Origin of the sequence: Streptomyces pseudovenezuelae, assembly GCF_001513955.1 — a bacterium.
GTDB classification, from domain to species: domain Bacteria; phylum Actinomycetota; class Actinomycetes; order Streptomycetales; family Streptomycetaceae; genus Streptomyces; species Streptomyces pseudovenezuelae.
On record NZ_KQ948144.1, the window covers coordinates 537086 to 556019 of the forward strand.

At 70.6% G+C, this 18934-nt stretch carries 17 protein-coding genes; 14 read left to right on the forward strand and 3 right to left on the reverse strand.

Features of this window, described 5'->3' with window-relative positions; all coding sequences use genetic code 11:
* Positions 1 to 168 precede the first annotated feature (168 nt).
* Together AQI94_RS02280 and AQI94_RS02285 are read left to right on the forward strand one after the other, a co-directional pair.
* Complete coding sequence (locus tag AQI94_RS02280) at positions 169 to 465, forward strand: hypothetical protein (protein ID WP_225890135.1); 297 nt, start codon at positions 169 to 171, stop codon at positions 463 to 465.
* Between the two features lie 435 nt (positions 466 to 900).
* A complete protein-coding gene (locus tag AQI94_RS02285) occupies positions 901 to 1311 on the forward strand; it encodes a hypothetical protein (RefSeq protein ID WP_031036940.1) in 411 nt (136 codons plus the stop codon).
* Between the two features lie 19 nt (positions 1312 to 1330).
* Here AQI94_RS02285 and AQI94_RS02290 read toward each other — a convergent pair whose 3' ends face one another.
* The 3 genes from AQI94_RS02290 to AQI94_RS02300 all read right to left on the reverse strand — a co-directional run bounded on the left by AQI94_RS02290 (position 1331) and on the right by AQI94_RS02300 (position 3758).
* Positions 1331 to 2170, reverse strand: a complete 840-nt coding sequence (locus AQI94_RS02290; RefSeq protein WP_031036937.1) for a class II glutamine amidotransferase — start codon at positions 2168 to 2170, stop codon at positions 1331 to 1333.
* Between the two features lie 133 nt (positions 2171 to 2303).
* Complete coding sequence (locus AQI94_RS02295; RefSeq protein ID WP_031036934.1) at positions 2304 to 3002, reverse strand: DUF899 domain-containing protein; 699 nt, start codon at positions 3000 to 3002, stop codon at positions 2304 to 2306.
* A 171-nt stretch (positions 3003 to 3173) separates the two neighbouring features.
* Complete coding sequence (locus AQI94_RS02300) at positions 3174 to 3758, reverse strand: TerD family protein (RefSeq protein WP_031036931.1); 585 nt, start codon at positions 3756 to 3758, stop codon at positions 3174 to 3176.
* A 93-nt stretch (positions 3759 to 3851) separates the two neighbouring features.
* Between AQI94_RS02300 and AQI94_RS02305 the strand changes: the two genes are divergently transcribed.
* The 12 genes from AQI94_RS02305 to obgE all read left to right on the forward strand — a co-directional run bounded on the left by AQI94_RS02305 (position 3852) and on the right by obgE (position 18846).
* Entirely contained in the window at positions 3852 to 4379 is a 528-nt protein-coding gene (locus AQI94_RS02305; protein ID WP_031036928.1) for a GNAT family N-acetyltransferase, read from the forward strand.
* Between the two features lie 15 nt (positions 4380 to 4394).
* Positions 4395 to 5582, forward strand: a complete 1188-nt coding sequence (locus tag AQI94_RS02310; protein WP_031036924.1) for a phage tail tape measure protein — start codon at positions 4395 to 4397, stop codon at positions 5580 to 5582.
* A gap of 48 nt (positions 5583 to 5630) precedes the next feature.
* Positions 5631 to 6395 carry a TIGR03936 family radical SAM-associated protein gene (locus AQI94_RS02315; protein WP_031036921.1) on the forward strand — a complete coding sequence of 255 codons (765 nt, stop codon included), beginning with the start codon at positions 5631 to 5633 and terminating at the stop codon, positions 6393 to 6395.
* Between the two features lie 263 nt (positions 6396 to 6658).
* Positions 6659 to 10741, forward strand: coding sequence for an Rne/Rng family ribonuclease (locus tag AQI94_RS02320; protein WP_062229556.1), 4083 nt, complete (start codon positions 6659 to 6661; stop codon positions 10739 to 10741).
* A 211-nt stretch (positions 10742 to 10952) separates the two neighbouring features.
* Positions 10953 to 12020, forward strand: coding sequence for a glucose-1-phosphate thymidylyltransferase (locus tag AQI94_RS02325; RefSeq protein ID WP_031043350.1), 1068 nt, complete (start codon positions 10953 to 10955; stop codon positions 12018 to 12020).
* A complete protein-coding gene (rfbB, locus tag AQI94_RS02330; protein WP_031043347.1) occupies positions 12017 to 13003 on the forward strand; it encodes a dTDP-glucose 4,6-dehydratase in 987 nt (328 codons plus the stop codon). Before AQI94_RS02325 ends, rfbB begins: the two co-directional genes overlap by 4 nt.
* The gene (gene rfbD, locus AQI94_RS02335; RefSeq protein ID WP_031043344.1) at positions 13000 to 13896 is read left to right on the forward strand and encodes a dTDP-4-dehydrorhamnose reductase; all 897 of its coding nucleotides are present in this window, start codon (positions 13000 to 13002) and stop codon (positions 13894 to 13896) included. The genes rfbB and rfbD overlap by 4 nt, the downstream gene beginning before the upstream one ends.
* Positions 13893 to 15893 (forward strand): glycosyltransferase family 2 protein, encoded by a 2001-nt coding sequence (locus AQI94_RS02340; RefSeq protein WP_031043341.1) that lies wholly within the window; start codon positions 13893 to 13895, stop codon positions 15891 to 15893. Before rfbD ends, AQI94_RS02340 begins: the two co-directional genes overlap by 4 nt.
* Positions 15894 to 15901: 8 nt before the next feature.
* Positions 15902 to 16495, forward strand: coding sequence for a dTDP-4-dehydrorhamnose 3,5-epimerase (rfbC, locus tag AQI94_RS02345; protein WP_031043338.1), 594 nt, complete (start codon positions 15902 to 15904; stop codon positions 16493 to 16495).
* A gap of 206 nt (positions 16496 to 16701) precedes the next feature.
* Positions 16702 to 17022 carry a 50S ribosomal protein L21 gene (gene rplU / locus AQI94_RS02350; RefSeq protein ID WP_007381993.1) on the forward strand — a complete coding sequence of 107 codons (321 nt, stop codon included), beginning with the start codon at positions 16702 to 16704 and terminating at the stop codon, positions 17020 to 17022.
* 14 nt (positions 17023 to 17036) lie between these two features.
* Entirely contained in the window at positions 17037 to 17291 is a 255-nt protein-coding gene (gene rpmA / locus AQI94_RS02355; RefSeq protein ID WP_007381992.1) for a 50S ribosomal protein L27, read from the forward strand.
* A gap of 118 nt (positions 17292 to 17409) precedes the next feature.
* Complete coding sequence (obgE, locus tag AQI94_RS02360) at positions 17410 to 18846, forward strand: GTPase ObgE (protein WP_031043335.1); 1437 nt, start codon at positions 17410 to 17412, stop codon at positions 18844 to 18846.
* Positions 18847 to 18934: the final 88 nt, after the last annotated feature.

Below are 18934 nucleotides of genomic sequence, written 5' to 3' on the forward strand. Positions count from 1 at the left end.
ATGGCTTCTTCGGAGGACGACCCACAGACCCAGAGACGTGCCCGTCACTGTTCTCGTTCCTGACCGGTCACCCCGCGAGCCGACCGAGAGCTTGAGCAGACCACGACCGTCCCGGCTCTAGTCCGAGGCCGTAGCCCGCCAGGCCGCGGTGATGCACCCTTCCTCCCAATGCCACCATTCCTCGGCTGCGCCGTGTTCCAGCAGCCTGGGACGCACCCGGGCATCGGCCACGGCCGCTCGGAGATCCGCCGGATCAAGGACGCCACCGTGAACAGCCTCCTCTTCCCCGGAGCCCGCCAGGCCGTGCAGATCAAGCGCCGGCGCACCGACCGCAAGACCGGCCAGACCACCGTCAAGACGGTCTACGCCATCACCAGCCTGACCGCCGATCAGGCGGCCGCGGCCCAGCTGGCCGAACTCGTGCGCGACCCTCGCCGCCCCCTCGCGCTCCTCGGCCTCGGATGATCACGAACCGGACGTCATGCGACTACGCCGAAGCCCTGCCAGTTCATGGGCGCCTGTCGGAGCAACCGCCGGAAGGAGCAGTTCTGATTGTGGCTCTGTTGGTATATGCCCCCAGGTGGACACTCAGATCCAGATCAGCCTGACCGGGAAGAACCTGCTGCCTCTTACGGTCAAGAACGCGGGTCCGGCGCCGGCTGCGAGTGGTCACTCGCACTGAGGTGCGCGAGGCATTGCGGATGCCCTCAGGGACGGCAGCGAGGAGGAGACGGCTGCTGTCCTGAGGGTGCTCGGGGCTGAGAGTGGGCCGCGGGCGATCGCGAGTGAGGCGCAGAGAACGCCTCTGCCGTTCCCTGTCGCCTGAGTGGCTGCTCTCGGTTCGCGACGGGTCTGATGGCTTCCTAGCGTGGCTAGGGGTGTGCCGGCGCCCTGGCCGCGGTGGTCGTGATCGTCATTGCCGTGCTGGTGATCGCGTCGGGGGACAAGGACGAGAGCACCACTTCTGCGCCCAGCGCGACGCCCACGGCGAAGACGCGCCAGAAGCAGACAGGGGAACCCGCCGGGGAACGAGCTGACCTCGTCAGCTTCCGGCTCGACGACCGCTCGCAAGCCGGTATCACCGACATCTGGCTCGTCTGGACGATCAAGAACAGCAGCAGCGAGAAGTCCAACTACGCCTGGGACTGGGAAGCGGTCGATGCCGGCGGCACGCGCGTGGAAGACGGTTCGCAGCTGGAGACCAACGTGCAACCCGGCCAGACGGCTCGGGGCGAGTACCCCACGACGCTCAAGAGCGCGAAGGGCATCAAGCTCAACGTCACCAGCTTTGACCGGAGTGTCAGCTACTGAACCGACCAGGCCGACGGCGCTACGGCTGGGGGAGGCGGGGCTTGAAGGGGTGGAGCATGTCCTGGCCCGGCTGGACGATGCCGTAGGTGCTCTCGGGTACTTCGTTCCAGGCGCCGGGCAGGTCGCCCAGGGGTTCGGAGACGACGAGGCGGGTCTCCTCGCCGACCTCGCGGAGGAACGCGGTGTCCGGGTGGAGCGCGCGCAGGGAGTCCACCCTGGTGCTGTAGAACAGGGACCGCGACGAGCCCTCACTGGAGTAGCGGAAGGCCCATAGGCGGTCACCGTCGGCGAGGGCGACGGTCATCTGGAGGGGATGGGGGACGCCGTGTCTGCGTCCCGTCTCCTCGACCAGGCCGGCCATGCGGGCCACGGCGCCCGGCGGGTCCTCGGTGAGTCCGAAGGTCAGGGACAGGTAGAACATCAGCTCGGAGTCGGTCGAGCCCTCCATCTCCGGGTAGAGGGCCGGGTCGACCGCCAGCGCCAGGTCACGCCTGAGCCGGTGGAACTCGTTGATCATGCCGTTGTGCATCCACAGCCAGCGATCCCTCCGGAAGGGGTGGCAGTTGGTCTGCTGGACGGCTGTTCCGGTCGTCGCCCTGATATGGGCGAAGAACAGACCCGAACGGACGTGGTGAGCGACCTCCTGCAGGTTCCGGTTGTTCCAGGCGGGCCCCACGTCCCGCAGCACCGCCGGTGTGGTGAGCTCCTGTGCGTACCAGCCGATGCCGAACCCGTCGCCGTTGGTGGTCTCCACGCCCATGCGGGAGTGCAGGCTCTGGTCGATCAGATTGTGGCGAGGTTCGAACAGGACGTGGCTGAGAAGGACAGGCGTACCTGAGTAGGCGATCCAGCGGCACATGTGCGCACTCACCTTCCTAGAACGAAGGACGGCGACACTCCTGCGACCAGTATGGACCGCCCCGGCGAGAGGGGCAGGGCGTGAGTGCGCGAGGGCGCCCCCTGCCCGCGGCGCCCTCGTCCGGGACCAGGGCTCAGCCTCCGTCGACCGGGTTCGGGCCGTAGAGCGCCGCGATGTCCTTGGACGCGGCCCAGCGGCTGTAGGTCGGGGACTGGGGCCAGCCCTCGGGGGAGTCCTGCCATTCCTCCTGGCGGCCGTAGGGGAGGAGGTCGATCAGGGCGAAGGTGTGGCTGAGCTGCTCGGTGCCGCGGCCGTCGGTGTGCCACGTGCGGTAGACGGTGTCGCCGTCGCGCAGGAAGACGTTGACCGCGAATCCCCCGTCGGGCGGGGCGCCGACGTCGGACCCGAAGGGGCTGTTCGCGGTGGAGTACCACGGCATCCTGTTGCCCACCCGCTCCCGGTAGGCGAGGGCCTCCTCGATGGGGCCCTGGGTGACGACGACGAACCTGGCGTCGTAGTTGTCCAGGAACTCCAGACGGGTGTACTGCGAGGTGAAGCCGGTGCAGCCCGGGCACTGCCATTCCTGGCCGGCGAACCACATGTGGTTGTAGACGATCAGTTGGCTCTTGCCCTCGAAGACGTCCGCCAGCCGGACCGGGCCGTCCTCGCCCTCCAGTGTGTAGTCCGGCATCCGGACCATCGGCAGGCGACGGCGTTCGGCCGCGACGGCGTCGAGCTCGCGGGTCGCTGCCTTCTCCCGGGCTCGTAGGTCCGCGAGCCTTTGCTCCCACGTCGCGGTGTCGACGACGGGAGGCAGTGCGTGTGCGGTCATGGGTCCCTCACAGAGTGCGTACGCGGGTTTCTCTTGTGCGGAGGCAGACTCCATGGGGCTTCGGAACTCATCGGTCGGTAGGGGGAGGGGAAAAGGGAGAGGGAAGGGGGGGAGGGCCGGGGTGGCGTGGACTTCCCCCCCTGGCTCCTCCCTGCTCTCCCATCCGCTCCGCTACTTGCTCGCGGCGAAACGCATCAGGGCCAGTTCGTCGCCCTGCTTGATCTTGCCGGTGGTGTTGATGACTTCGAGCTTCCAGGTGGTGCCGACCCGGACCGCCTTGGCGACCGCGCAGCCGTTGTCCGTGGTGAGCATGCTCGGCCAGATGTCGGCGACCTGCTGGGAGCTGCCGCCGCTGGCGTCGTAGACCTTGAAGCTGATGTTGCGGGCCTTCTGGAAGGAGCTGCCCTTCTTGTAGGCGGCGGCGACGAACACGATCGAGGTGATGTGCGGCGGGATCTTCGCGAACTCGACGGTGACCGTCTCGTCGTCGCCGTCCCCGTGGCCGGTCTGGTTGTCGCCGCTGTGGAGCAGGGAGCCGTTGCCGATCGGGTCGAGCGAGTCGAGGCCCGCGAGGCGTACCGGGTCGCCGTCGTGCATGGCGATGGCGATCAGGTCGAGGTCCGTGCCGCTCTTGCGGCGGAGCTTGCCGATCACTCCACCGCTGGCACCCGCGGTGGGGTCCCAGGAGACCCCTATGGACAGATGGGTCACGCCGTCCAGGTCGGCGGGACCGTCTTCCTTCGTAAGCGTAATCATGGGGACATAGTGCACGGGCTCGCACGACGGCCGGGACCGCGGGCCCGCACAAACCCGTGGCCGGGCGGGAGGTGGCCTCGCCATCATGGGGTGATGCCGCAGCTGACCCCGCCCGACGCCCGGTTCCACGCCTCCTACCTCGACGCCGTGAGCGAGTTCACCGAAGAGGGCCAGGACCCGGCCATGCTGGAGAGCGGATGGATCGGACCGCACGCGCAGGGGCTGCGGGAGCCCGCGGGGTTCGCGGCCTTCGTGGACATGCTGCGCGCGGAGACCCAACGGCCGCGCCGACCGGACTGGGTGCCGATGACGAACCTCTGGTACGTCGAGGGCGACACCTTCCTCGGCAGGCTCTCGATACGGCACCGGCTCACCCCGCATCTGCTGGAGCTCGGCGGCCACATCGGATACGTGATCCGTCCCGGGGCCCGGCGACGGGGGCACGCCACCGCCATGCTCGCGGCCGCTCTGCCGGTCTGCCGTCAACTCGGCGTCGACCGCGCCCTGGTGACCTGTGACGCCATCAACACCGCGTCTCGTAAGGTGATCGAGGCCAATGGCGGAGAATTCGAGGACCGGCGCGGCGGAAAGCTGCGGTACTGGATCCGGACGGGGAACTGAGGCGTCTACGTCGTTATGGACCTGGAGAAGCAGCCCGCGCCGCAGGCGCCCCCACCCGAAGGATGCCTGACCGTCGCGATTCGCATCCCCGTACGGATCGTCGTGCTCGTGCTGGTCGTGCCCGTGCGGCTCGTGTGGGACGCGCTCGTCGTCGTGGGGCGCTTCCTGCGGGACTACCTGGTGCGGCCGCTGTGGCGGGCGCTGGTCGTCTGGCCCTGCGTGGCCCTGTGGCGCTACCTGGTCGTGCCGGTCGCCAAGGCGGTCGGCTGGCTCGGCAAGGTGCTCCTCGTCGTCCCCCTGGTGTGGCTGTACCGGTATGTACTGACGCCGGTCGGGCACGGCATCGCCTGGACCGTGCGGGGGGTGGGCGCCGGGCTGGTGTGGGTGTACGCGCGTGTGCTCACTCCGGTCGGGCACGGCGTCCTGTGGGTCCTCAAGGGCCTTGGCGCCGGGCTCGTATGGATCCTCACACTGATCGCGAACGGCCTCGCTGCCGTCGTGCGGGGGATCGCGTGGGTCCTGCGGGGCATCGGGGCCGGGCTGACGTGGGTGTACGCGCGCATGTTCACTCCGGTCGGGCACGGGATCGTGTGGCTCCTCAAGGGCGTCGGAGCCGTGCTCGCCTGGATCTTCACGCCGGTCGGGCGGGCGATCGTCTGGTGCGCCAGGGGGCTCGCGTGGCTGGCGAGTGCCGTCGTCACCGGGATCGGTGCCGGCCTGTACTGGATCGCCCGGATCCTGCTCGTGCTGCCCGTCGTCGCCCTGTGGCGCTGGATCCTCGCGCCCGTGGGAAGAGCCCTCGCCGTGGTCGGGCGGGAGGTGTGGGACGCGCTCGGGCACGCCTGGCGGATCGCCGGGCGCATCTCCCTCGTCGTCGGCCGGTTCCTCGCGACCCTGTTCCGGTGGATCTTCGTCGAGCCGGTGCGCTGGGTGTACCGCGAGATCCTGACCCCCGTCGGACACGTGATCCGGGACACGGTGCTGCGTCCCGTCGCCGAGGCCGCGCGCAGTGTGGGACGGATCACCCGGGCCGCGCTCGCCTCCGCCAGGGAGTCCGTACGGCAGGCCCGCGCCGACGTCCGGCGGATGCTCTTCGGCGACGCCGGCGGCACTCGTGAGCGTGAGGCGGTGGCCCGACGGGAACCGCAGGCCGCCGACACACGTACTCTTGGTAGCAGTACGACCGCACTCACGAAGGACTGAGCGACACTGGGCAAGCGACAGCCCGAAGGCCCGCCGCCCGCACCGGCGGTGCAGCGCATCCGACTGCGCTACACCAAGCGCGGCCGCCTCCGGTTCACCAGCCACCGTGACTTCCAGCGCGCCTTCGAGCGTGCGCTGCGCCGTGCCGAGGTGCCCATGGCGTACTCGGCGGGGTTCACGCCGCATCCGAAGGTGTCGTACGCCAATGCCGCACCCACCGGCACGGGCAGTGAGGCGGAGTACCTGGAGATCGCGCTCACGCAGGCGCGCGACCCGGAGAAGCTCCGGCTCCTCCTCGACGAGTCGTTGCCCGCCGGGCTCGATGTCGTCGACGCGGTCGAGGCCCGCACCTCGGGACTCGCCGACCGGCTGACCGCTTCCGTGTGGGAGCTCAGGCTGGACGGCGTGCACCAGGCCGAGGCCGAGAGCGCGGTCGCCGCGTTCACCTCCGCCGAGGCGGTCGAGGTCCAGCGCACCACCAAGAACGGCCTGAGGACCTTCGACGCCCGCCCCGCGGTCGTACAACTCGAAACGCACAGTGAACCCGCTGATAGGCCGACCGACCAGCCCTGTGCGATACTGCGGCTGGTTGTTCGGCACGTGACGCCTGCCGTTCGACCCGACGACGTCCTGTCCGGTCTCCGCGCCGTGGCCGACCTGGCGCCGCCGGTCCCCGCAGCGGTGACCAGGCTGGCGCAGGGGCTGCTCGATGAAGAGACCGGCACGGTGACCGACCCGCTCGCGCCCGACCGCGAGGCAGTCGAGGCCCACTCAACGGCCGAACCGACTGCCGCCGCGAAGGCGCCGGCGTAAGGAAGGTCCCGCGAAGGACGGGCGTCGTAGCGCAGCCCTGGTACTCGGGAGCCACCTGGGTCGGGCGGCGCACCGACCACAAGACTTTCGCCAGGCCGTACCCAACAAGGGCGTACGGAACCGGCGAGACAGGACACAGAGAGCTCCCGTGCGGCGCCCGCGCCCCGGACGGCGGCACCGCGCATCGCGCGAGCCGCGGACGTCACCGGCATCCTCGCCGGACCAGGCGCGGCGCCCGGGAGCCTGACGGGAGACAAGCCCGCATGCTCGAACCGACCGAACCCATCGAGGGTTCCGAACAGAACACCCCCAGCGACACCCTGCCGCCGCGTCGGCGGCGCCGTGCCGCGTCCAGGCCGGCGGGACCGCCGGTCGCCGCCGCCCCGGGCGGCGAGGAGGTCGTTGCTCCGGCCATACCGGCCGCGGAGGCCGAGGTCCTCGTCACGGACGAGGAGGAGAAGCTCGACGAGAACGTCGAGAACATCCAGAGCCCCGAGGCTGAGGAGCCCGCCGAGGCCGCCGCTCCCGCCGGGCGTCCGCGTCGGCGTGCGACCCGCCGGGCCTCCGCTCCTGTCGGGGCACCCGCGGCGGCCGAGGCCGCAGAGACCGTGGTGCCGGTGGTCGCCGCCGAGACGCCCGCCGAGACCCCGGCCGCCGACAGCGCGCCCGCCGTCGAGGACGCGGCTCCGCCCGCCGGGCGTACCCGTCGCCGCGCGACCCGTCGGGTCTCCACGCCGGCCGCTGAGGCCGAGGCGTCGGTGACCGCCGAGACGCCTGCCGTGACCGAGAGCGCCGACGAGGCGCCCGCTGCCGAGGCCCCCGCGCCCGCCGGTCGTACGCGTCGCCGGGCCTCGCGGCGTGCCGCCGCGCCCGCCGGTGCTCCGGAGGCCGCGGAGTCCGTGGCACCTGCCGCCACCGAGGTCGCCGAGACCGTGGAGCCGGTGGCCGCGGAAGCGCCCGCCGAGCCCGCCGATGCCGAGGACGCGAGCCCGCGTCGTGCCCGCCGCCGTGCCACGCGTCGCGTTTCCGCGCCTGCCGGTGCCCCCGAGGGCGAGGCCGTCGAGGCCGCGCCGTCCGAGCCGGTTGCCGAGGTCCCCGCCGTGCAGGAACCCGTTGCTGAGACCCCCGCCGCTGAGGCCCCCGTCGAGGAGGCCGCCCCGCGTCGTGCCCGTCGTCGGTCCGTCCGCCAGGCCGCCACCGGGTTCTCCGAGCCCGCCCGGCGTGGTGCGGCCGCCGCCTCCGGTGCCGATGACGAGGACGGATCGCCGCGTCGCCCGGCGCGACCCGCGGTCGCCGTGTTCCAGGCGCCCGTCTTCACCGAGCCGCAGTTCCAGACCCCGCAGCGGGCGGCCGCCGAGGCCGCCGCGGAGGCGGAGGCCGGGCAGAGCGAGCCGGCCGAGCCCGTCGAGTCCGTCGTGGAGCCGGTCGAGGAGATCACCGAGGAGCAGACCGGGTCGCGGCGCCGCCGCCGGCGCCGGGGTGCCGCTGACGAGCCCGAGGTGCGGGAGACCGCCGCCGAGACCGTCGTGGAGGAAGAAGAGGACACCGACGAGGGCGCCGAGGACTCCGCGGACGGGGACGACGCCGAGGAGACCGGGTCGCGGCGTCGCCGCCGGCGCGGTGGCCGTCGCCGTCGCCGCGGTGAGTCCGCCGATGCCTCCGGTGACGAGGAGTCGGACGACTCCGACGAGCCCGCCGAGGAGACCGGGCGGTCCGCGCAGGACGAGGACGACGAGCACGACGACGAGGACGACGAGGACGCCCGTTCGGACGAGTCCGGCGGCTCCAGCTCCAGCAGCCGTCGCCGCCGTCGCCGCAGGCGCCGGTCCGGTGACTCCTCCGCCGACGCCGAGCCCGGTGACGGCGACCCCGAGCGGACCGTCGTCAAGGTGCGCGAGCCCCGTCCCGCGCGGGAAAGGGGCAGCGAGCCGTCCGACGAGGTGCAGTCCATCAAGGGCTCGACCCGTCTGGAGGCCAAGAAGCAGCGCCGCCGCGAGGGCCGTGAGCAGGGCCGTCGCCGTGTCCCGATCATCACCGAGGCCGAGTTCCTGGCCCGCCGTGAGGCCGTCGAGCGTGTGATGGTCGTCCGGCAGAGCGGTGAGCGTACCCAGATCGGCGTCCTCGAGGACGGCGTGCTCGTCGAGCACTACGTCAACAAGGAGCAGGCCACCTCGTACGTCGGCAACGTCTACCTGGGCAAGGTCCAGAACGTGCTGCCGTCGATGGAGGCCGCCTTCATCGACATCGGCAAGGGCCGCAACGCGGTGCTGTACGCCGGTGAGGTCAACTTCGAGGCGCTCGGCATGGCCAACGGGCCGCGCCGCATCGAATCCGCGCTCAAGTCCGGCCAGCCCGTGCTGGTCCAGGTCACGAAGGACCCGATCGGGCACAAGGGCGCGCGTCTGACCAGCCAGGTCTCCCTGCCGGGCCGCTACCTCGTGTACGTCCCCGAGGGCTCCATGACCGGCATCAGCCGCAAGCTGCCCGACACCGAGCGCGCGCGTCTGAAGACCATCCTCAAGAAGATCGTCCCCGAGGACGCGGGTGTCATCGTGCGCACCGCCGCCGAGGGCGCGAGCGAGGACGAGCTGCGCCGCGACGTCGAGCGTCTGCAGGGTCAGTGGGAGGACATCCAGAAGAAGGCCAAGAGCGGCAACGCGCCGACGCTGCTCTACGGCGAGCCGGACATGACCGTCCGGGTCGTCCGCGACATCTTCAACGAGGACTTCACCAAGGTCGTCGTCAGCGGTGACGAGGGATGGGAGACCATCCACGGCTACGTCTCCCACGTCGCGCCCGACCTGGTCGACCGGCTCTCGAAGTGGACCTCCGAGGTCGACGTCTTCGCCACGTACCGGATCGACGAGCAGCTCGCCAAGGCGCTGGACCGCAAGGTCTGGCTGCCCAGCGGCGGTTCGCTGGTGATCGACCGGACCGAGGCGATGGTCGTCGTCGACGTCAACACCGGCAAGTTCACCGGACAGGGCGGCAACCTGGAGGAGACGGTCACCAGGAACAACCTGGAGGCGGCCGAAGAGATCGTGCGTCAGCTCAGGCTGCGCGACCTCGGCGGCATCATCGTCATCGACTTCATCGACATGGTGCTGGAGCAGAACCGGGACCTGGTGCTGCGGCGTCTGCTGGAGTGCCTGGGCCGGGACCGGACCAAGCACCAGGTCGCCGAGGTCACCTCGCTGGGCCTGGTGCAGATGACCCGTAAGCGGGTCGGCCAGGGTCTGCTGGAGTCCTTCTCGGAGACCTGCGTCCACTGCAACGGCCGCGGTGTCATCGTGCACATGGAGCAGCCGACCTCCGCCGGTGGCGGCGGCAAGCGCAAGAAGCGCGGGCGCGGCGGCGACGGGCACGAGCACACCCACGAGGCCGCGGCCGTCGTGGAGGCGCCGGAGGAGATCGAGGTCGAGACCGAGGCGGAGGTCGCCGCCGAGGTGGCCGAGCCGATCGCCCTCACGCCCACCGAGTTCGCGCCCGACGAGGAGCTGTACAGCAGCGTCGCCGAGGCGGAGGCCGCGGCCACGCGCGGGCGTGGCCGTCGCAGGGCGGGCCGCCGGGCGTCCGCTCCGGCCGGTGCCCCGCGGGGTGGCGGTTCGCGGAGGTCGGGTGGTGCCGAGGCGCCGGCCGACGAGGAGACCCTGGTCTCCGAGGAGGCCGAGGTCCCGACCGCTCAGGCCGTGCCGGCCGAGGCTGAGATCGCCCGTCCGGTGCAGCCGGAGACGGCCGCCGAGGCGCAGGCCGAGCCGGTTGCCGCGGAGGACCCCGTCGTGGAGGCCGGGTCCGTGAGCGAGCCCACCGCCGGCGACGAGGCCGCTCCCAAGGGCCGTACGCGTCGCAGGGCCACTCGCAGGGCGTCGGCTCCGGCCGGTTCCCCGGCGGGTGCCGAGGCGGCCGTGGTGACGGTCGCCGAGGCCGCGCCGGTGGTCGAGGCGCAGGCCGAGGAGGCCCCGGTGGCCGCGCCGGCCGAGCCCGAGGCCGAGGTCGTCGCCGAGAGCGCCGCCCCGGCCCGTCCGCGCCGCCGTGCCGTCCGCAAGGCCACCGCGCCCACCGCGTCCGAGGAGGCGGCCGTCGTGGTCGTGCCCTCGGCCGAGGCGCCGGCCGACGCGCCGGAGCCCGTCGAGGAGGCGGCTCCGGCCAAGAAGACGGCTCGCAAGACAGCCAAGAAGGCGACGGCGAAGAAGGCCGCGACCAAGAAGGCCACCACCGCCAAGAAGACGGCCGCGAAGAAGACCGTCGCCAAGAAGACGACCGCGAAGAAGGCCGCGGCGAAGAAGACGGTGGCGGCGGAGCAGCAGTCGCCGCAGTCCGTCTCGACCCAGGCCGACGAGTCCTGACGCACGGTCACCGCATCTTTTCAGCCGTCTGATGATCGAAATCCGCTCCTGGTTCGCCGGGGGCGGATTTCGTGATTCTGTGGGTATTGCGTCCGACGGAAAGTTGTCAACCGGTGATCGATCATGTGAATGGCTGGTGAATCCCGGGCCTGTCCCCAGGGTTATGATGTGAGCCGAGATTGACGCTTAATTTAGACAAATAGGGATTTTCGTGAAGGCTCTCGTGCTCTCCGGGGGAGCGGGCACCCGCCTCCGCCCGATCACCCACACCTCCGCCAAGCAGTTGGTGCCGGTCGCCAACAAGCCCGTGCTGTTCTACGGCCTGGAGGCGATCGCCGAGGCCGGGATCAGTGAGGTCGGCATCGTCGTCGGCGACACCGCCGACGAGATCCGCGAGGCGGTGGGCGACGGTTCCCAGTTCGGGATCAAGGTCACCTACATTCCGCAGGACGCGCCGCTGGGCCTCGCCCACGCCGTCCTCATCGCGCAGGAGTTCCTCGGTGACGAGGACTTCGTCATGTACCTCGGCGACAACTTCATCGTCGGTGGCATCACCGGTCTGGTGGACGAGTTCCGCGCCGAGCGGCCCGAAGCGCAGATCCTGCTGACCCGCGTCCCCAACCCCACCTCCTTCGGTGTCGCCGAGCTCGACGCCGACGGCCGGGTGGTGGGCCTGGAGGAGAAGCCGAAGCAGCCCAAGAGCGACCTGGCACTCGTCGGCGTCTACCTCTTCACCCCGGCCATCCACGAGGCCGTCCGCTCCATCGAGCCGTCCTGGCGCGGCGAGCTGGAGATCACCCACGCGATCCAGTGGCTGATCGACCAGAAGCGTGACGTGCGCTCCACGACCATCTCCGGCTACTGGAAGGACACCGGCAACGTCACCGACATGCTGGAGGTCAACCGGTCGGTCCTGGAGACCGTCGATCCGGTGAACAAGGGCACGGTCGACGAGTCCAGCGAGATCATCGGCCGGGTCCGCATCGAGGCGGGCGCCCGGGTCAGTGGCAGCCGGATCGTCGGTCCTGCCATCATCGGTGCCGGCACGGTGGTCAACGACGCCTACATCGGTCCGTTCACGTCCGTCTCCGAGGACTGCCGGATCGAGGACAGCGAAATCGAGTACTCCATCGTGCTGCGCGGCTCGTCCGTGACCGGCGTGCGCCGCGTGGAGGCCTCCCTCATCGGACGTGACGTCGAGGTCACGCCCGCGCCCCGCAACCCCAAGGCACACCGGCTCGTGCTCGGTGATCACAGCAAGGTGCAGATCTCTTCATGACCACTCGGATTCTGGTGACCGGCGGTGCCGGCTTCATCGGCTCGCACTACGTCCGTACCGTGCTCGGCCCCCAGGGCCCCGGTGACGTCTCGGTCACCGTCCTGGACAAGCTGACCTACGCGGGCAACCCGGCCAACCTCGACGAGGTGCGCGAGCACCCCGGATTCGCCTTCGTGCAGGGCGACATCTGCGACCCCGAGCTGGTCGCCAAGCTGATGGCCGAACACGACCAGGTGGTGCACTTCGCCGCCGAGTCGCACGTCGACCGTTCCATCGACGGCGGCGCCGAGTTCGTGCGCACCAACGTGGTCGGCACGCACACCCTGATCGACGCGGCCCACCGCGCCGGCATCAAGACCTTCGTGCACATCTCCACGGACGAGGTCTACGGCTCGATCGACGAGGGTTCCTGGCCCGAGACGCACCCGCTGGAGCCCAACTCGCCGTACTCCTCGGCGAAGGCGTCCAGCGACCTGATCGCGCTGTCGTACCACCGCACCCACGGCCTGGACGTGCGCGTGACCCGCTGCTCCAACAACTACGGGCACCACCACTTCCCCGAGAAGGTCATCCCGCTCTTCGTGACCAACCTCCTCGACGGCAAGAAGGTCCCGCTGTACGGCGACGGCGGCAACGTCCGCGACTGGCTGCACATCGACGACCACGTCCAGGGCATCGAGCTCGTGCGCACCAAGGGCCGCGCCGGCGAGGTCTACAACATCGGCGGCGGCACCGAGCTCTCCAACAAGGAGCTCACCGGCCTGCTGCTGAAGGCCTGCGGCGCCGACTGGGAGACCAGCGTCGAGTACGTCGAGGACCGCAAGGGCCACGACCGCCGCTACTCCGTCGACTGCACGAAGATCCGCGAGGAGCTCGGCTACGAGCCCCGCAAGAGCTTCGAGCAGGGCCTCGCCGAGACCGTGCAGTGGTACCGCGACAACCGTGCCTGGTGGGAGCCGCTGAAGGAGCGGGCCGCGCTGTGACCGACAACCGCACCTGGCTGGTCACGGGCGCGGGCGGCATGCTGGGCCAGGACGTCCTGGCCCGGCTGTCCCAGTCGGGGGAGCGGTACGTCGCCCTCGACCGCAAGGCGCTGGACCTCACCGACGCCGAGGCCGTGAGCGCGGCGCTCGAAGAGCACCGGCCCGCAGTGGTCGTCAACTGCGCCGCCTGGACGGCCGTCGACGACGCCGAGACCCGTGAGGACGAGGCGCTCGCCATCAACGGCGACGGGCCCCGCTATCTCGCCGCCGCCTGCGCCCGCACCGGCGCCGTCCTGCTGCACGTCTCCACGGACTACGTCTTCGCCGGGGACGCCACCACGCCGTACGCCGAGGACGCGCCCACCGCGCCCCGCAGCGCCTACGGCCGCACCAAGCTGGCCGGGGAGAAGGCGGTCCTCGCGACCGAGCGCGGCTATGTCGTGCGCACCGCCTGGCTCTACGGTGCCGGCGGCCCCAACTTCGTCAGGACGATGATCAAGCTGGAGGGCGTCAAGGACACCCTCGACGTCGTCGACGACCAGCGCGGCCAGCCCACCTGGAGCGCCGATCTCGCGGGCCTGCTGGTCGAGCTGGGCCGCGGCGCCCTGGCCGGCACCGCCCCGGCGGGCGTCTACCACGGCACCAGCTCCGGCGAGACCACCTGGCACGGCTTCACCCAGGAGATCTTCCGTCTGCTCGGCGCCGACCCGGACCGGGTCCGCCCCACCACGAGCGACGCGTTCGTGCGCCCCGCCCCCCGTCCCGCCTACAGCGTCCTCGGTCACGGCCGGTTCGCCGAGGCCGGCATCGAGCCGCTGCGCGACTGGCGCACGGCTCTCACCGAGGCCTTCCCGGAGATCCACCGGGTCCATCTGAAGGAGAACACGGCGTGACGGTCAAGGTCAGCGTCGTCATCGCGGTCTACAACCCCGGCAAGTACGTCGAGGACTGCATCACGGGTCTGCTCCGGCAGAGCCTGACCCCGGACGAGTTCGAGGTCTACTTCGTCAACGACGGCTCCACCGACGAGACCCCGGCCCGGCTGGACCAGCTCGCCGCCGAGCACCCGCACTTCCACGTCATCCACCAGGAGTCCTCCGGCTGGTCGGGCAGGCCCCGCAACACCGGCATCGAGGCCGCCCAGGGCGAGTACGTCATGTTCGTCGACCACGACGACTGGCTCGGCGACGAGGCCCTTGAGCGGATGTACGACTACGGCAAGGCCAACGAGGCCGACGTCGTCGTGGGCAAGATGGCCGGCATCGGACGCCCGGTCCCGCAGGAGCTGTTCCGGGTCAACCGGCCGCGCGCCACCGTCTCCAACGCGCCGCTGATCGACAGCCTCACCCCGCACAAGATGTTCCGGCGGGAGTTCCTGAACGAGCACGGGATCCGCTTCAAGGAGGGTCGCCGCCGGCTGGAGGACCACGTCTTCGTCGTGGAGACCTACCTGCGCGCGAAGAACGTCTCCGTCCTGGGCGACTACCTGTGCTACTACCACATCACCCGTGACGACGGCTCCAACGCCGGCTTCCAGCGCTTCGACCCGGTCGGCTACTTCGGCAACCTGCGCGAGGCCCTCGACGTCGTCGAGTCGCTGACCGAGCCCGGCGCGCTGCGCGACAAGCTGTTCAGCCGCTGGCTGCGCAACGAGATGGTCGAGCGGCTGCGCGGCCAGCGCCTCCTCAAGCTCCCCGAGGACTACGCCGAGGAGCTGTACACCGAGATCCACAAGGTGGTCACCGAGCGCTTCGGCCCCGGTGTCGTCGCCCGTCTCGGCCTCACCCAGAAGGTGGTCGCGGGGCTGGTCTTCGCCGACCGCTACCAGGACATCCGCACGCTCGCCGAGTGGGAGGCCGGGATCAAGCCCACCGGCGCGCTCACCTCGCTGGAGTGGCAGGACGGCACCCTGCGCGTCGGCTTCGACGCCGAACTGCACATCGGCGACGAGCCGATGACCTTCCGTCAGGAGGGCGAGCGCCGGCTGCTCGGCCTGCCGCTGTCCGACGAGGCCCTGGGGGCCCTCGACGACCAGGGCATCAAGCTGGACGCCCCGCTCGCCAAGAGCGATGTGGACCTGGTGGTCCGGCACCGCGAGGACGCCCGGCAGTTCTACCTCCCCGTCAAGAGCGAGCTGCACGAGGTCGCGGCCGGGGACGGTGTCCTCCGCCAGCGGATCTCCGCCCGCGCCGAGCTCGACCCCGAGACGGCGGCCTCCGGCGCCCCGCTCGACAAGGGCATCTGGGACCTGCACCTCAGGATCAAGTCCTGCGGCTGGAGCAAGGAGACCCGGCTCGGCGCGGTGCGCGGCGAGGACGTCGAGGCCGGCCGGCTGGCCGCCCTCACCGGCGAGCCCCAGCGGCTCGTCCTGCCCTACTGGACCGACGGACCCGGCAACCTCTCGCTCGACGTTGACCAGCACACCAACAAGCTGGAGGGCGAGGCGGTCGCGTTCATGCCGCCCGCCGAGGGCACCGTCGAGGGTTCGGACGTACGGCTGCCCCTGCCGCTGCACATCGCCGCGACCGGCGGAGACACCGTTCAGCTGCGCTTCGAGCGCAAGAACGTCGGCAAGTACCCGGCCGACGCCACGCTGGACGGCCGTATCGCCACCGCCACGCTGCCGCTGGACAAGCTCACCGGCATGCGCTGGGCGGTCCGGGTCGGGGTGCCCTCCGCGGCCCGCGGTGAGCGCAAGTGGACCCGGCTCCCGGTCGATGTCGTGGTGGACGCCTCCGGTGCCGCCAAGGTGATCGACCGGCACACCCCGTCGGCCACGAAGAAAGCCGCCGCCGCTGTCCCGAAGAAGAAGGCCGCCGCGCCGCGTCCGCTGTGGCGCCGGGCGGCCGGGCGTATCAAGCGCGCCCTGACCAACCAGAAGAAGGGCTGAGCCCCGCGATGCGACCCCTTTCGATCTCCGGTGCCTGGGTGTTCGAGCCGAAGGTCTTCCCCGACGGCCGGGGCAGCTTCCACGAGTGGTTCAAGGCCCCCGTCTTCGCGGAGGCCGCGGGCCACTCGCTCGGGCTGGCCCAGGCCAACATGTCGGTCTCCAGCCGGGGCACCCTGCGCGGCATCCACTTCGCCGACGTGCCGCCCGGGCAGGCCAAGTACGTCAAGTGCGTGCGCGGCGCGGTCCTCGACGTGATCGTGGACATCCGGGTAGGTTCGCCGACCTTCGGCCAGTGGGAGATCGTCCGCCTCGACGACCAGGACCACCACGCCGTCTACCTCTCCGAGGGGCTCGGCCACGGGTTCATGGCGCTCACCGACGACGCCACCGTGGTCTACCTGTGCTCGGAGGGCTACGCGCCCGAGCGTGAGCACGGCATCCACCCGCTCGACCCGGAGCTCGGCATCGAGTGGCCCGAAGGGGTCGCCCCGCTGCTCTCTCCCAAGGACGAGCAGGCGCCCACCCTGGCCGAGGCCCGCGAGCAGGGGCTGCTGCCCTCCTACGAGGAGTGCGTGGCGTACCGGGAGAGCCTCGGTTCCTGACGCGTGGGTTTGAACGTGACGGGGCCCGGTTTGACCCGTTCGGCCGCGGCCCCGTAACCTAGACCGTCGGCGTGTCCACTGGTGACACGCCACATCCCCGTAAACCTCTTCCTCTCGGGTCGCTGTTCCGGCCGGGAGAGGCCGCTCGTTCTGCCGGGCGGCTGGACTGCGGGGGTGCCGTTCCCGAGCGAGAGAGTGAGATCCGCGTGTACGCCATCGTGCGCAGCGGTGGTCGCCAGCACAAGGTTGCTGTCGGCGACATCGTTGAGGTTGACAAGATTTCCACTGCCAAGGTTGGCGACACGGTCGAGCTCTCGACCCTGCTCGTTGTCGACGGCGACGCTGTGACCAGCGACCCGTGGGTCCTGGCCGGCATCAAGGTCCAGGCCGAGGTCGTGGACCACCACAAGGGCGTCAAGATCGACATCCTTCGCTACAAGAACAAGACCGGCTACCGCCGTCGTCAGGGCCACCGCCAGCAGTACACGGCGATCAAGGTCACTGAGATCCCCGCGGCTGCGAAGTAAGGGACTGAGGAGAGATGGCACACAAGAAGGGCGCATCGTCCACCCGTAACGGTCGTGACTCCAACGCTCAGCGCCTCGGCGTGAAGCGTTTCGGTGGTCAGGTCGTGAACGCGGGCGAGATCCTGGTCCGCCAGCGCGGCACCCACTTCCACCCGGGTGCGGGCGTCGGCCGTGGCGGCGACGACACGCTGTTCGCGCTGAACGCCGGTGCGGTGGAGTTCGGTACCCACCGTGGCCGCAAGGTCGTGAACATCGTTCCGGTCGCCTGAGCTCAGGCTTAGACCGAACTTTTCGCGAGGCGGACCTCACTTCCCTGGTGGGAAGGCGGGTCCGCCTTTCGCGTGTTACAGCAATAGGTATTCCGTACGTCTTCTGGAGGCACTGACCATGACCACCTTCGTGGACCGCGTCGAACTGCATGTCGCCGCGGGTAACGGAGGTCACGGCTGTGCCTCCGTCCACCGTGAAAAGTTCAAGCCGCTCGGTGGACCCGACGGCGGGAACGGCGGCCGGGGCGGCGACGTGATCCTCACCGTCGACCAGTCCGTCACCACGCTGCTCGACTACCACCACTCCCCGCACCGCAAGGCCACCAACGGCAAGCCCGGTGAGGGCGGCAACCGCTCCGGCAAGGACGGCCAGGACCTGGTCCTGCCGGTGCCGGACGGCACCGTGGTCCTCGACAAGGCGGGCAACGTCCTCGCCGACCTCGTCGGACACGGCACCTCCTACGTCGCCGCCCAGGGCGGTCGCGGCGGCCTCGGCAACGCGGCGCTGGCCTCCGCCCGCCGCAAGGCCCCCGGGTTCGCGCTGCTCGGCGTGCCCGGCGACCTCCAGGACATCGTGCTGGAGCTCAAGACCGTCGCCGACGTGGCCCTCGTCGGCTACCCGAGCGCCGGAAAGTCCTCGCTGATCTCCGTCCTCTCAGCAGCCAAGCCGAAGATCGCCGACTACCCCTTCACCACGCTGGTCCCGAACCTGGGCGTGGTCACCGCCGGCGACACCGTCTACACCATCGCCGACGTACCGGGCCTGATCCCGGGCGCCAGCCAGGGCAAGGGCCTGGGCCTGGAGTTCCTGCGGCACGTGGAGCGCTGCAGTGTCCTGGTGCACGTCCTGGACACCGCCACGCTGGAGTCCGACCGCGACCCGGTCTCCGACCTCGACATCATCGAGGCGGAGCTCACGGAGTACGGCGGCCTCGGCAACCGTCCCCGCATCGTCGTCCTGAACAAGATCGACGTACCGGACGGCAAGGACCTCGCCGAGATGGTGCGGCCCGATCTGGAGGCGCGCGGTTACCGCGTCTTCGAGGTGTCCGCCGTCGCCCACATGGGGCTGAAGGAGCTGTCCTTCGCGCTCGCCGACCTGGTCGGCACGGCGCGGGCCGCCAGGCCCCAGGAGGAGGCGACCCGGATCGTCATCCGGCCCAAGGCCGTGGACGACGCGGGCTTCACCGTGGTCCGCGAGGAGGACGGGCTGTACCGGGTGCGCGGCGAGAAGCCGGAGCGCTGGGTGCGGCAGACCGACTTCAGCAACGACGAGGCCGTCGGCTACCTCGCCGACCGTCTCAACCGCCTCGGTGTGGAAGAGGCGCTGATGAAGGCGGGCGCCCGCTCGGGCGACGGCGTCGCCATCGGCCCCGAGGACAACGCGGTCGTCTTCGACTGGGAGCCGACCGTCATGGCCGGCGCCGAGATGCTCGGCCGTCGTGGCGAGGACCACCGCTTCGAGGAGCCCCGGCCCGCCGCCCAGCGCCGCCGCGACAAGCAGGCCGAACGGGACGAGGCCGCCCAGGAGTTCGACGACTTCGAGCCGTTCTGAGCCGACACGCGAAATCGGGCGCAAGACAACCAACCGCCCTTCCTGTGAGTCGTAACGGGCACATCTGTACGACCGTCACAGGAGGGGA

Excerpts from the sequence above, each read along its gene's own strand:
- AQI94_RS02280 (WP_225890135.1), top strand. The coding sequence starts at position 169 with ATGCCACCATTCCTCGGCTGCGCCGTGTTCCAGCAGCCTGGGACGCAC.
- AQI94_RS02290 (WP_031036937.1), bottom strand. The coding sequence starts at position 2,170 with ATGTGCCGCTGGATCGCCTACTCAGGTACGCCTGTCCTTCTCAGCCAC.
- AQI94_RS02295 (WP_031036934.1), bottom strand. The coding sequence starts at position 3,002 with ATGACCGCACACGCACTGCCTCCCGTCGTCGACACCGCGACGTGGGAG.
- AQI94_RS02300 (WP_031036931.1), bottom strand. The coding sequence starts at position 3,758 with ATGATTACGCTTACGAAGGAAGACGGTCCCGCCGACCTGGACGGCGTG.
- AQI94_RS02305 (WP_031036928.1), top strand. The coding sequence starts at position 3,852 with ATGCCGCAGCTGACCCCGCCCGACGCCCGGTTCCACGCCTCCTACCTC.
- AQI94_RS02310 (WP_031036924.1), top strand. The coding sequence starts at position 4,395 with ATGGACCTGGAGAAGCAGCCCGCGCCGCAGGCGCCCCCACCCGAAGGA.
- AQI94_RS02320 (WP_062229556.1), top strand. The coding sequence starts at position 6,659 with ATGCTCGAACCGACCGAACCCATCGAGGGTTCCGAACAGAACACCCCC.
- rfbB (WP_031043347.1), top strand. The coding sequence starts at position 12,017 with ATGACCACTCGGATTCTGGTGACCGGCGGTGCCGGCTTCATCGGCTCG.
- rfbC (WP_031043338.1), top strand. The coding sequence starts at position 15,902 with ATGCGACCCCTTTCGATCTCCGGTGCCTGGGTGTTCGAGCCGAAGGTC.
- rpmA (WP_007381992.1), top strand. The coding sequence starts at position 17,037 with ATGGCACACAAGAAGGGCGCATCGTCCACCCGTAACGGTCGTGACTCC.
- obgE (WP_031043335.1), top strand. The coding sequence starts at position 17,410 with ATGACCACCTTCGTGGACCGCGTCGAACTGCATGTCGCCGCGGGTAAC.